We start from the raw sequence: 13,353 nt of genomic DNA on the forward strand, positions 1-13,353 counted from the left end.
GATGGATATTCCCCCACTGCTGCTCCAGACTGCTGGATCGCTGATCGCGATCCTTGCGCTGGCGGGGCTTGCATGGTGGCTTAAGCTGGGCGGCGCTCCGGTGCTGGTCGGGGAAGATGACATTCGCCGGGTGGCAGGCGAAGTTGAGGACGGCTTTGAGCCGCTGGATTGGGCTGTATCGCAGGATCATACCGCCGCAATCCCGTGCTTAACCTCGAAACTGAAACCTCGCTACCGTGAGTTAACATCATAGCACGCATTTTGAAAAAATTGATCGGGTAAATAGTCATAAAAATAGATAATTTTTTTAGAAAGCAGTCGAGTAATAATTATGTTCAAAGAAGAAATAATAGCATCCTATACGATAGATGCGGTTCCGTTAACCTTCGGCGGCGTTACGACGGAGATGGCCGATAGGGCGATGGGCGGCGAATTATATGTGCCAACTTTTGGTTTTTTTAAGCAGGCGAGCCCCAATGATTTTGAACTACAAGGGGAAAAATTTGATAACACAATGCAGCTCTGGCACCATACGCTGCCCTCCGTGCTGGCTCTGCTGAAGACAGGCCAAGAACAGCGGAAGAATCATTTCATTGATCGGGCGCTTGATATTACCGAAAGATATCTAAATTGGCTGTCGTCTCAACCGCTCTCGCACCCCGCTTGGAAAGATGAACATGCTGTTGCAAACAGACTGCGCCTGCTTAATTATTATGTTTCTAAGCAAGATAATGGCCAGATAGCTCTTTCGGCTTCCCTCGCACGCGCCGCCGCCGTTATGGCCCAAAGCCATGCGGATTGGTGTGCCCGCGAGTCCAGTTATGTCTGGAACAACCATGGGTTAATGTCAGACCGAGCTTTGCTCGAGTCTGCTGTGGTTCAGAGGCATGTTCCCGTATGGCAGCGGACTTACTGGGCCGACACAGCCCTGAACCGAGCCCGCAAACTTTTGGACAAAACATTTGACTCATGCGGCTGCTGTACCGAAAACAGCCCTGCATATCACATGCTTAATATGATGTTATTCAGAGACTTCGTAAGCTTCTGCAAAAAGGCAGGTTATGTTTCTGAATTAGATGTTTTCACCGAAAAGCTAGAGTTGGCCGAAATGTTTGCTGGCTTTTTTGTGCGAAAAAATGGCACTTATGCAACAATAGGTGACACGGAACTTCACCCGACCCACTGGATCGATTCAAAGCGTTATGCCCCACAGACGGGAACGACCGTTTCTCCCGAAAGCGGATTTTTTATTCACAAGACTGATAATCTATATTTTACCGCAAAATGCGGTGGATCGACCTTCGTGCATCGGCATGTCGATGAAACGAGCATTACATTACAACATCAAGACGTTGATTTCATTTTGGATGCGGGACTCTACAAATTTTCGACCCAGACGGATCAGCAAGCGCGTTGGTTCAGATCCAGCAGGGCCCATAGCGGTGTCTTCACTGAGGATTGCGACAACATTCGCTTTGCGAATTTCGAGGGGCCAACGCACTTGGGTGCGATTTCCGAGATTTGGTACGAGGGTGAAGATGCTCATTGCGAGATGAAAAGCTTCCTTTCTGAAAGAGCTATGATTACGCGCACAGTGATTATTGTGTCTGGAGATCAAGAAATACAAATATCAGACAAAGTACAATCACGTGATAATGAGGAAATTAACTGGTTTGTTACATTTATCATTCCCGGAGAAGCTACGATTCAAAAAGAAGATGATGCATATCAGATCACGTGCGGAGAAGAGAGTATAAAATTGTATTTTTCAGTAAATTCAAATATTTCAATATTTAAAACTCTGATGTCCAAGCAGTTTGGCGTTTGCGAAGATGCCTACGCGCTCGTTGTAAGCGGCCGTGATAACTCGAAAAATCTCAAAACACGTATAGTGTTGGGAGGTTAATTGTTAACTTCAATAAACGATTGCCTTCGTTTTTTGGAAAGCTCTGGCTGGTCAGCGCGTCGAAAAGTCTCGGAAGTAATACCGCTATTTATGACCACCGTGCGGGGCAAAATGGTTTGGAATAAATCGCGCTGCGACAAAGCTGGACTGGCGCGCTGACCTTTGGTTTCGTGTTCACGCTACCACTGGTGTTGCTGGGCTTTCACCCGGTGATGATCGCGATCTGCAGCGGGTTCAACCTCATCTATCAGTTCTGGATCCATACCGAGGCGATCAAGCGGATGCCGCGCTGGTTCGAAGCGGTGATGAACACGCCGAGCCACCACCGCGTCCACCACGCCACCAACCCGCGCTATCTCGACCGCAATTACGCGGGCGTGTTCATCATCTGGGACCGGATGTTCGGCACCTTTGAACCCGAAGTGGATGACGAGGCGATCCGTTACGGCATCGTCAAACAGCTTGGCAGTTTCAACCTGTTGTGGGCGGTGTTCCACGAATGGATCGGGATGCTGTCTGACATCTGGCGCGCGCCGTTGCGGCACAAGCTCAGCTACCTGCTGCGCGAACCCGGCTGGAGCCATGATGGCAGCCGCGAAACATCGAACATGATCCGCGCACGGTGGAAAACACGGGTTGGGCAGGCGCGCGTCGAGGATGAGGTTACACCTGCCGCCGCATCAGTTGCGACTCGAAACCCGATTGCAGCGGGCAGCGAACCTGCCTAGTCTCCCCCGCCAAAGGGAGAGATCATGGAAAGTTTCGATTACATCGTCATTGGCGGTGGCAGCGCGGGCAGTGCCGTTGCAGGACGGCTGGCGGTGGATGGCACGCGCCGGGTGTGTCTGATCGAGGCGGGCGGGCGCAACGACAATGTCTGGATCAAGACGCCGGGCTTCATGCCCTTCATCCCCGAAAAATCGAACTACCGCTATGAAACTGTGTCGCAAAAAGGCCTGAACGGGCGCACCGGATATCAGCCGCGCGGGCGGGGCCTGGGCGGATCGTCAGCGATCAATGCGATGGTCTATATCCGCGGGGGCCGCTGGGATTACGACAATTGGGCGGCACAGGGCTGCACCGGCTGGGCCTATGACGATGTGCTGCCATACTTCAAACGCGCAGAGGCAAACGAACGCGGCGGCGATGATTATCACGGCGCAGGCGGGCCGCTGTTCGTGTCTGACCAGACCGCCGCCAACCCGGCAAGCCACGCCTTTGTCGAAGCCGCCGCCGCGCTGCAATTGCGCACCAGTGCCGATTTCAATGGCGAACGGCAGGATGGGTTCGGCCTGTATCAGGTGACGCAGCGCAAGGGCGAACGCTGGTCTGCCGCGCGCGCTTACGTTGAACCGATCCGCGAACAGGGCAATTTCGCGGTGCGCACTGATACGCTGGTTGAAAAGCTGGTGATCGAAGGCGGGCGCGTGACCGGGGTGCAGGTGCGGCGCGGAGGCCAACCCGAAACGCTGCTGGCGCGGCGCGGGGTGGTGCTGTCAGCAGGCGCGTTCAACAGCCCGCAGGTCCTGATGCTGTCAGGCATCGGCCCGGCAGATCACCTGAAGGCGCATGGGATCGACGTGGTGCTGGATCGCGCAAGCGTGGGCGGCAACCTGCAGGATCATATCGACTATGTCTCCGGCTGGGAGACAGTCAGCGACGTTCCGATTGGCAGCACTTTGAAGGGCAGCCTGCGGATGGTGGCGGCGATGATCGAGCATCGGCGCAAGCGCACCGGCGTGATGACCACCCCCTATGCCGAAGCCGGCGGTTTCTGGACGGTAATGCCCGATAGCCCAGCGCCCGATGTGCAGTGGCACTTTGTCCCCGCCGTGTTGGAAGATCACGGGCGTGAGAAGGTCAAGGCGCACGGCTTTTCGCTCCACGCCTGCGTGCTGCGCCCCGAAAGCCGGGGAACGGTGCGGTTGGGCAGCGCGGATGCGGCGGCCGCGCCGGTGATTGATCCCAACTTTCTTGATGACGAACGCGATATGGCAACCTTGCGCGCCGGGGTGCGCCTTTCACACCGCATTGCCGAAGCGCCGCCGTTGCAGGCATTCGGCCCAACTGATCGCCACCCGGTTGATTTGAATGATGACGCCGCGCTCGACGCGCTGATCCGCAGCCGCGCTGACACGGTCTACCACCCGGTCGGCACCTGCCGGATGGGCGCAGACGCCGATGCGGTGGTCGATCCGTCGCTAAGGCTGAACGGGCTGGACGGGCTGTGGGTGGCGGACGCCAGTGTGATGCCCAAGATCGTCAGCGGCAACACCAACGCGCCCAGCATCATGATCGGCGAAAGGTGCGCGGATTTCGTGATGGAGGCCGAAAGAGCGTAGTTTGTTTCGCCCTCAAGCGCCGGGCGCAGCGCATCTGCGCTGCTTGGCTTTCGCGCCATAGGGCGCGGCGGCCGGTCGGCCTTGCGGTCGCTGCGCGACCGATTCAGCGCGCGCCATTTAAGTCCCAAACGGCCCAAAGGGCCGCGAGCGCACGCGCGCGAGCCGCAGGCGCTCCGGTGCGCAGCGCCGGACACGCGCCAAGGACGACCACGCGGAGGCGCGGTCGTAATACAAAAAAAGGCCGGAGGGTTTTCACCGCTCCGGCCATTGCAAGTTTGTTCGTTCGCAGGAGGAACGGATTGAGGCGGGGGGAGAGGAGAGGGAGAGAGCCTCCCCCCGCCAAACTGGTTGAGAAGGTTTAGTTGTAGGCGCGCTCCCCGTGTTCAGAGATGTCGAGCCCGTTGACTTCGGCTTCTTCATCGACCCGCAGGCCAATGGTCAGCTTCACAAGGACGGCAGCGATCAAGGTGCCGATCCCGGCCCAGCCGATGGTGATCAGAACGCTTTTGATCTGGATGCCGAGCTGCACACCAAGCGCGGTCGAACCATCGCCGGGGCCGCCGAGGAACGGCTGGTATACCACCGCCGTGCCAATCGCGCCGACGATGCCGCCGATCCCGTGGATGCCGAAAGCATCGAGCGAATCGTCGTAGCCAAACTTGGCCTTCACCTTGGCAACGAAGACATAGCAGACCGCCGAGGCAACAATGCCGAGCAGGATCGCACCAAACGGGCCAGAGTTACCCGCCGCCGGAGTGACCGCCACAAGCCCGGCAATCACACCCGAACAAAAGCCCAGCGCCGAACCCTTGTGGCCCGCAGCGCGCTCAATCACCATCCAGGTCAGCGCGCCCGCTGCGGTGGCGACGAAGGTGTTGATCATGGCGAGCCCCGCCGACCCATCAGCCTCAAGCGCCGACCCTGCGTTGAACCCGAACCAGCCCACCCACAGCAGGCCGGTGCCGATCATCGTCATCACCAGGCTGTGCGGCGGCATTGGTTCCGACGGATAGCCGCGACGCTTGCCCAGCAGATAGGCCAGCACGAGGCCCGAAACACCGGCGTTGATGTGCACCACGGTGCCGCCAGCGAAATCGAGCGCGCCGTCTTCGAACATCAGCCCGCCGCCTGCCCACACCATGTGTGCGATCGGGAAATAGACGATCGTCAGCCAGATCGGCACGAAGGCCATCACCGCGCTGAACTTCATCCGCTCCGCCGTCGCGCCAAGGATCAGCGCAGCGGTGATCGCGGCAAAGGTCATCTGGAAACTGATGAAGACATATTTGCTGATGACTTCATCGGTGAAAGTCGCCGCCGTGCTGCTGGCGTCAGTGCCAGACAGGAAATAGCTGCCCCCGCTGACGAACAGGCCCAGCGTACCTTCGTAAACCGTATCGCCAAACGCGAGGCTGTAGCCCCACATCACCCAGATCAGCATGGCGAGACAGGCAGTCGCGCCGATTTGCGTCATGGTCGATAGCATGTTCTTCGACCGGGTGAGCCCGCCGTAGAACAGCGCGAGGCCCGGCAGGATCATCAGCAGCACGAGGATGGTCGCGGTCATCATCCAGGCGTTATTGCCAGGGTTGGGAACGGCAGGCGCGGCTTCGGCAGCGGCTGCGGCGGCCTCCGCCACCGGAGCGGCAAACGCCGGTGCGGCCAGCACGACCGCACCGGTCAGCAACGCCGCCAAATTGAGGAAAATACGCTTCATCGCTTGGTCCCTTTACAGCGCGGTTTCGCCGGTTTCGCCGGTGCGGATGCGGGTGACGGAGGCGAGATCGAACACAAAGATCTTGCCGTCGCCGATTGCGCCGGTGTTGGCGGTTTGCTGGATGGTTTCGACCACCTGCGCGGCGATATCGTCGCTCGCAGCGATCTCGAGCTTCACTTTGGGAAGCATGTTGGTGGAATATTCGGCCCCGCGGTAGATTTCGGTCTGGCCCTTCTGGCGACCAAACCCCTTGACCTCGGTCACGGTCATTCCGGCGATACCAATCCCGCCCAGCGCCTCACGAACGCTGTCGAGCTTGAATGGTTTGATGATGGCGATGATGAACTTCATCTGTGGCCCCTGTTGCACCGGATCGTTCCGGCCAATCAGGACACAGCAACAAGCGTGCCATATTTGCTTAGTGGGGCTGATGCAGCGGAATCAGCTGGTTTCTTCGCACCTGCGGAAAAATGCCTGCCTAATAATTAGGCGCATGTATATTTCTTAGGCACAAATTGCGAATCGATCACAAAAAATCGCGCAAAGTGGCGATGAAGCGGTCGAACTGATCGTGATGCAGCCAGTGGCCGGCTTGTTCGAACTCGATCACTCTGGCCGTCTGAAAATGCCCGATCCGCCCGTCCTTCGCCGGGTTGGAGGCCCAACTATCAGCGCCGTAGAGCAGCAACGTCGGGCAAGTGATCGCACCCCACAGCGCCTCGACGAATTCGTCGGCAATTTCCTCGACCGGCCAGACATTGAGGTGCGGGTCGAACTTCCAGCTATAGGTGCCGTCCTCGTTGCGGTTGACGCCGTGGACGGTCAGATGCCGCGCCTGTTCCTCGGTGAGGTAGGCGTTTTCCTCGATCATCCGCGCGAACGCGGCTTCGATGCTGTCATACTTACGCGGGGTGCGCCCGGCGGCCTTGCGCTTCTTCTCGATCCATTCGGCGAGACGTTCGGGATAAGGCACTGCGCGCTGTTTCGCGCGCGCTTCAGGCGAGGGGCCAAGCCCTTCGATGGCGACCAGCTTGCTCAGCATGTCGGGGAAGGCGCCGGCGTAACGCAGCGCGACATTGCCGCCCATCGAATGCGCCACCATCCGCACCGGGCCGACACCCAGCTGATGGATCAGCTGCGCCAGATCATAGACCATGTCGCCCGCTGAATAGACCCCGTCGGACACCCAATCGCTATCGCCATGCCCGCGATGATCCATCGCGATGACGTGGTAATCCTCGCGCAGCGCCTCCGCCGTCCAGTGCCACGAACGTGCATGATCACGCCCGCCGTGCACCAGCACCAAGGGAGGTTTTCCCCTGCCGCCCCAATCGAGGTAATTCAACCGAAGGCGCTGAGAGATGAAGGTCTGCGATGTAGGGCCAGTGTGGTGCATGGGTTATGCTTTGGCCAAATGGGCGCGATTGGGCAAGACCCGGCCCCAATACCGGTTCGTCCTGAGCTTGCCGAAGGGCCGTCTTTCTTGAGGATCACGCCGAACGCAGGCAAAACAGTGCTTCGACCCCGGCCTGCGCCGGGGCAGGCAAGCTCAGGGCAAGCGGGGAAAGGTTTTCACCGCTCCTTGGTGGCCGAAAAGGTCAGCTCGGGATTCTTTTCGACCTGATAGCTCACGTCCCACGGGCTTTTCGCCATGAACACGTAATCGCCATCGCGATCCCGCGCGAGGTTGGCGCGGTTGAACCCGGCGAATTCCTCCAAGGCCTTTTCATCGCCCTTGATCCATCGCGCGGTGGCGAAGGGCGATGGTTCGAGCACGGCTTCGACCTTGTATTCGGCCTCAAGCCGCGAAATCAGCACTTCCAATTGCAACTGCCCGACCACGCCGACAATGTGCTGCGATCCGATGTCGGGATGAAACACCTGGATCACGCCTTCTTCAGAAAGATCGTCGAGCGCTTTGCGCAATTGCTTGGTCTTGGTCGGATCGCGCAATTGCACCCGGCGCAAGATTTCGGGCGCGAAATTGGGCAGGCCAGTGAAGCGCACCTGATTGCGTTCTGACAGCGTATCACCCACCCGCAAGGTGCCGTGGTTGGGGATGCCGATGATGTCGCCCGCCTCTGCGGTATCGGCGATTTCACGATCCTGCGCGAAAAACAGGATCGGCGAATGCACCGCAATCGGTTTGCCCAGCCCTGACGGGGTCAGCTTCATGCCGCGTTTGAAGGTGCCCGATACCTGCCGCATGAAGGCGATACGGTCACGGTGGTTGGGGTCCATATTGGCCTGCACCTTGAAGATGAAGCCGGTAACTTCGTCGCGGTCCGGGCTGATCTGCTCCTCCCCCGCAGGCTGCGGGCGCGGCGGCGGGGCATAGCGGGCGATCGCATCGATCAATTCGATGATGCCGAAATCCTTGAGCGCCGATCCGAAATAGACCGGGGTCAAGTCGCCGTGGCGAAAGGCCTCAAGGTCAAATTCAGGATAGCCGCCGCGCGCCAATTCAATCTCGTCAGCGAAGCGTTCCGGGATCACGGCATCCGCCTCACGCTTGCCCAGAAATTCGCGGCTGGGGCCTTCGGGGCGGCTCACTTCGCCACTGGCGAAATCGAGAATGCCCTCAAATTCGCCGCCCATCCCGATTGGCCACATCTGCGGGGAGACATCGAGCGCCAGCATATCTGCCACTTCGTCGAGCGTTTCGAACGGATCGCGGCCTTCGCGGTCAACCTTGTTAACGAAGGTGATGATCGGCACGCTCCGCAATCGGCACACCTCGAACAGTTTGCGGGTCTGCGGTTCGATCCCCTTGGCTGCGTCGATCACCATCACGGCGGAATCCACGGCGGTCAGCGTGCGGTAGGTATCTTCCGAGAAATCCTCGTGCCCCGGCGTGTCGAGCAGGTTGAAGACGATGCCCCCCAGATCATCGAAGGCGCGCTCGAACGTCATCACCGACGACGTGACCGAGATGCCGCGCTGCTGTTCGATCTTCATCCAGTCCGACCGCGCCCGCCGCGCCGCGCCGCGCGCCTTGACCTCACCGGCAAGATGGATCGCGCCGCCCTGCAGCAGCAGCTTTTCGGTGAGCGTGGTTTTCCCGGCGTCAGGGTGCGAAATGATCGCGAAGGTGCGGCGGTTAGATGTCATACGGGATCGCGTGCGACGCGGAAGCCCGCGAAGTCCTGGTTGACCGGCATCAGTTCGATCCGGTTGATGTTGAGATGCGGCGGCAGGCTGGCGATCCACAGGATCGTGTCGGCGATGTCCTGTCCGGTCATCGGATTGACACCGCGATAAAGGCTGTCCGAAGCCTCCTGACTGCCGGTGCGCACCACGGTGAATTCGGTCTCGACCATGCCGGGTTCGATGCTGGTGACGCGCACCCCGGTGCCGTGCAGATCGGCCCGCAGGGCGAGCGTGAAGTGGTTGGCGAAGGCTTTTGACCCCGCATAGACATTGCCGCCCGGATAGACGTAACTCCCCGCAACCGAACCGATCGCGATGATCGCACCCTTGCGCGCGATCAGACCGGGCAGCAGCTTGCGGGTCAGCACCACCATCGCGGTGATGTTGGTGTCGATCATGGTGTGCCAATCATCCAGATCGGCATTCTGAGCAGGTGCGAGGCCTTGGGCGAGGCCGGCATTGTTGACCAGCAGATCAATGTCGCGGAAATCCTCGGGCAAGCCTGCCAGGGCAGCGTCGAGCGCGGCGGTATCGCGCACGTCAAAGCAGGCGGGGTGGACCTTGTCAGCCCCCAACTCTGCCACCAACGCATCCAGTCGCTCCTTCCGCCGACCGGTCGCGACGCAGCGCCAGCCGTTCGCGACCAGCGTGCGGACCGTGGCAAGGCCGATTCCGGCGGTGGCACCGGTGACAAACGCCGTTTTCATCCGCGCAACTCCCCACCCAGCTTGGCGGCGGCAGCGATCACCTTTTCGGCGATGGCTTTCAGTTCCGCATCCTTGAAGCTGGTCTCACCCGGTTGCAGCGTGACTTCGATGGCGAGCGACTTGTGGCCTTCGGGCACGCCCGCACCTGCGAACACGTCGAACACCCGCACGGCTGTGATTGCCGCCTTGTCCGCGCCCTGCACGCTGCGCACCAGATCGCCCGCGGCCAGCGCCTCAGGCACCAGAAAAGCAAAATCGCGCGTCACTGCCTGCAAGGCGAGCGGAGTGAAGCCGGGTCGGGCGAAGGCCGCGTTTTTTCGCGCCGGGATCGCATCAAGGAACAGTTCGACCGCGGCAATCGGCCCATCAACGTCAAACGCCTTCAGGGTTGCCGGATGCACCATCCCGAACCGCGCCAGCACGGTTTTGGGGCCGAGCCGCAGAGTGGCCGACTGGCCGGGGTGGAACTGCGGCCCCGGCCCAAGGGAATCAGGGCCCATCACCATCAGATTGGCGGTAGGAGCGCCCGCCGCTTCGAGCAATTCGAGCGCCAGTGCCTTGGCATCATAAGCGTCGAAGCTCTGCGCCTTGCCCGTCTTCCATCCGCGCGGCGTTTTCTCGCCCGCCAGCACGATGCCCAATGTCGGCCTTTCATCGCTGAGGCCATCCTGCGCATGGAAATAGCGCCGCCCGATTTCGAACAGGCGCGAGCCGGGCGCGCCGCGATCGGCGTTGCGCTTGGCAGCGATCAGCAGGCCGGGCAGCAAGGAAGGACGCATCGCCTTCAGGTCTTCGCTGATCGGATTGGCGAGCACCCACAGCGCCTGATCATCAATGGCGAAATGTTCCGCCGCCCATTCGGGCAGGAAGCTCCACGTGACCGCTTCGTTCAACCCGCTCGCCGCCGCGGCTCGGCGCAAGCCCCGTTCCAGCTTTTGCTGCGGAGTCGCGGTCGGTCTTGCCACACCCTCGGTGCGCGGTAGGGGCACGCTTGCCACTGTGTCGAGCCCGTGGATGCGCACCACTTCTTCGACCAGATCGGCAGCGCCTTCGATATCATGGCGGCGCAGCGGGCAGGTGACCTGCCAGCCCGCGCTGACAGTGAAGCCGAGCCTTTCGAGGATGCGGCGTTGTTCGCCCACAGCCACATCCACCCCGCCGAGGCGCAGCGTCAAGCCCGGATCAAAGGCGATCACCTTCGCGGCGCTCGGCGGTGAACCGGCGCGCACGGTCTCGGTTGGAGTTCCGCCCGCCAGTTCGACGATCAACCCGGTGAGCAGGTCAAGCCCATCGTCCAGAAAATCCGGGTCGACCCCGCGTTCAAACCGGATGCGCGCGTCCGACGCCAGCCCCAGCTTACGCCCCGTTGCGCCAATACGCACCGGATCGAAATAAGCGATTTCGAGCAGCACGTCTGTGGTCGTTTCCGATACCCCCGAATCCTCACCGCCCATGATCCCGGCGACATCGTGGACTTGGGCGTCGTCGGCGATCACCACCATGCTGTCATCAAGCGTGTAGGTTTTCTCGTTGAGCGCCAGCACCTGTTCGCCCGCGCGGGCGCGCCGCGCCACCACCGAGCCCGAAAGCTTGGCAAGATCATAGATGTGCGCCGGACGGCCAAAGGCGAGCATCAGGTAGTTGGTGAGGTCAACCAGCAGCGAAATCGGGCGCTGGCCCGCGCTTTTCAGGCGCGCCTGCAACCAATCGGGCGAGGGGCCATTGGTGACGCCGGTAATCACCCGGCCATAGAACGCCGGGCAGCCTTCCGGATCGTCAGTGCGGATTTCCACCGGGCAATCACCGCGCTCTGAAAACGCAGGGATCGCAATCGGCTTCAGCGTCCCCAGCCCCTTCGCCGCAAGATCGCGGGCGATGCCGTAAACACCCATGCAATCGGGCCGGTTGGGTGTCACCGCGGCCTCGATCACCGGGGACGCACCATGGTAATCGGCAAAGCTCTTCCCTACCGGCGCGTCGTCCGGCAATTCGATGATCCCGTCGTGGTCCTCGCCCAGTTCCAACTCGCGGACCGAGCACATCATGCCATTGGATTCGACCCCGCGGATCGCGCTCTTGCGCAGCACCATGCCGTTGGCCGGGACAACCGCTCCGGGCAGGCCTAGCACGCCCTTCATCCCCGCGCGGGCATTGGGCGCGCCGCACACGACCTGCAACGGATCGCCCTCTCCGGTATCGACGGTGAGCACCTGCAGCTTGTCAGCATCGGGGTGGCGCGCGGCGGTCAGCACGTGGGCGACGCGGAAACCGGCGAGCTTGTCCCCCGGGTCTTCGACGCCTTCAACCTCAAGCCCGATGGCGTTCAGCGCATCGCAGATTTCCGCGACCGTGGCGGTGGTTTCAAGGTGATCCTTAAGCCAGGTGAGCGAGAACTTCATGCGCGCGCTCCTACACCGGCGGACAGCGTCGGCTGATCGAACGGGCTGAAACCGTAATGCGCCAGCCAGCGCGGGTCGCCATCGAAGAAGGCGCGCAGATCATTCATTCCGTATTTCAGCATCGCAATCCGATCGATCCCGAGGCCGAAGGCAAAGCCCTGATATTCATCGGGATCAATTCCGGCAAATTCTAGCACACGGCGGTTCACCATCCCGCTGCCGCCCAATTCCATCCACGCATGGCCCGGCGCATCGCCGTGCCCACCGACCACGCGGCGGTCTCCTTCGGTGGAGTAACCGACATCAACCTCGACGCTTGGCTCGGTGAAGGGGAAGTATGACGGGCGCAGCCGCAGCACGATATCCTCGCGCTCAAAGAACGCCTTGAAAAAGGTCTCCAGCGTCCATTTGAGGTGGCCCAAGTGAATGTCGCGGCCCACGACCAGCCCTTCGACCTGATGGAACATCGGCGTATGGGTGGCATCGCTGTCGCTGCGATAGACCCGCCCCGGCGCAATCAGACGGATCGGCGCGCCCTGTGCCAGCATTGAACGGATCTGCACCGGCGAGGTGTGCGTACGCAGCAGAATCTCCCGGCCTTCGCTCGTTCGGTCCGGGAAATAGAATGTATCGTGCATCGCCCGCGCCGGATGCGTTTCGTCCATGTTGAGCGCGGTGAAATTGTGCCAGTCGTCCTCGATTTCCGGCCCGGTGGCGACCGCAAAGCCGAGATCAGCGAAGATTTCGGCAAGCTCATCCATCACCTGGCTGACCGGATGCACCGAACCGCGCGGCGCAGGCGCGGCGGGCAGCGTCAGATCAATTGTCTCGCGCGCTAGCCGGGCTTCAAGCTCCGCAGTCTCCAACGCCGCCTTGCGCGCATCCAGCGCCGCAGCAATGTCCGTACGCGCAGTCTGGATCGCAGGCGCAGCCGCAGTGCGCTCTTCCGGGCTCATCCCGCCCAGCGTCTTGAGCGCGAGGCTGACCCAGCCCTTTTTGCCGAGCGTGTCGAGCCGCTGCGCCTCAAGCGCGTCAAGGCTCGTCGCTGCAGCAATCGCGGCCAGCGCGGCCTGTGTCTGGTTGGTGATGTCGGTCATGGCCCTAAGAGTTTTCGCAAGCGGAGTTTTCCCCC

General features: G+C 60.7%; 10 protein-coding genes and 1 pseudogene. 4 read left to right on the forward strand and 7 right to left on the reverse strand.

All coding sequences use genetic code 11. The features are described from left to right. Nucleotide 1: 1 nt before the first annotated feature. From ACSSV3_RS03615 to ACSSV3_RS03630, 4 genes and pseudogenes are all read left to right on the forward strand, one after another. Nucleotides 2-253 carry a hypothetical protein gene (locus tag ACSSV3_RS03615; RefSeq protein ID WP_354323815.1) on the forward strand — a complete coding sequence of 84 codons (252 nt, stop codon included), beginning with the start codon at nt 2-4 and terminating at the stop codon, nt 251-253. Nucleotides 254-331: 78 nt separating this feature from the next. After that, nucleotides 332-1,906, forward strand: coding sequence for a heparinase II/III domain-containing protein (locus ACSSV3_RS03620; RefSeq protein ID WP_354323817.1), 1,575 nt, complete (start codon nt 332-334; stop codon nt 1,904-1,906). 128 nt (nt 1,907-2,034) lie between these two features. Then, a pseudogene (locus tag ACSSV3_RS03625) lies at nt 2,035-2,634 on the forward strand (sterol desaturase family protein); the annotation flags it as partial. A 24-nt stretch (nt 2,635-2,658) separates the two neighbouring features. Beyond that, nucleotides 2,659-4,248 carry a GMC family oxidoreductase gene (locus ACSSV3_RS03630; RefSeq protein WP_354323819.1) on the forward strand — a complete coding sequence of 530 codons (1,590 nt, stop codon included), beginning with the start codon at nt 2,659-2,661 and terminating at the stop codon, nt 4,246-4,248. Between the two features lie 358 nt (nt 4,249-4,606). Here the strand turns inward: ACSSV3_RS03630 and ACSSV3_RS03635 are convergent, their stop codons facing one another. From ACSSV3_RS03635 to pheS, 7 genes are all read right to left on the reverse strand, one after another. Next, complete coding sequence (locus tag ACSSV3_RS03635; protein WP_354323821.1) at nt 4,607-5,965, reverse strand: ammonium transporter; 1,359 nt, start codon at nt 5,963-5,965, stop codon at nt 4,607-4,609. 12 nt (nt 5,966-5,977) lie between these two features. Continuing rightward, nucleotides 5,978-6,316, reverse strand: a complete 339-nt coding sequence (locus ACSSV3_RS03640; RefSeq protein WP_354323823.1) for a P-II family nitrogen regulator — start codon at nt 6,314-6,316, stop codon at nt 5,978-5,980. A gap of 175 nt (nt 6,317-6,491) precedes the next feature. Beyond that, entirely contained in the window at nt 6,492-7,361 is an 870-nt protein-coding gene (locus ACSSV3_RS03645; RefSeq protein ID WP_354323825.1) for an alpha/beta fold hydrolase, read from the reverse strand. A 176-nt stretch (nt 7,362-7,537) separates the two neighbouring features. Then, nucleotides 7,538-9,076 carry a peptide chain release factor 3 gene (locus ACSSV3_RS03650; RefSeq protein WP_354323827.1) on the reverse strand — a complete coding sequence of 513 codons (1,539 nt, stop codon included), beginning with the start codon at nt 9,074-9,076 and terminating at the stop codon, nt 7,538-7,540. Further along, entirely contained in the window at nt 9,073-9,822 is a 750-nt protein-coding gene (locus ACSSV3_RS03655; RefSeq protein WP_354323829.1) for an SDR family NAD(P)-dependent oxidoreductase, read from the reverse strand. Before ACSSV3_RS03655 ends, ACSSV3_RS03650 begins: the two co-directional genes overlap by 4 nt. Then, the gene (gene pheT, locus ACSSV3_RS03660; protein WP_354323831.1) at nt 9,819-12,221 is read right to left on the reverse strand and encodes a phenylalanine--tRNA ligase subunit beta; all 2,403 of its coding nucleotides are present in this window, start codon (nt 12,219-12,221) and stop codon (nt 9,819-9,821) included. The genes ACSSV3_RS03655 and pheT overlap by 4 nt, the downstream gene beginning before the upstream one ends. Then, nucleotides 12,218-13,318 (reverse strand): phenylalanine--tRNA ligase subunit alpha, encoded by a 1,101-nt coding sequence (pheS, locus tag ACSSV3_RS03665; protein ID WP_354323832.1) that lies wholly within the window; start codon nt 13,316-13,318, stop codon nt 12,218-12,220. The genes pheT and pheS overlap by 4 nt, the downstream gene beginning before the upstream one ends. Between the last annotated feature and the right edge of the window lie 35 nt (nt 13,319-13,353).

It is taken from the genome of Porphyrobacter sp. MBR-49 (genome assembly GCF_053628655.1).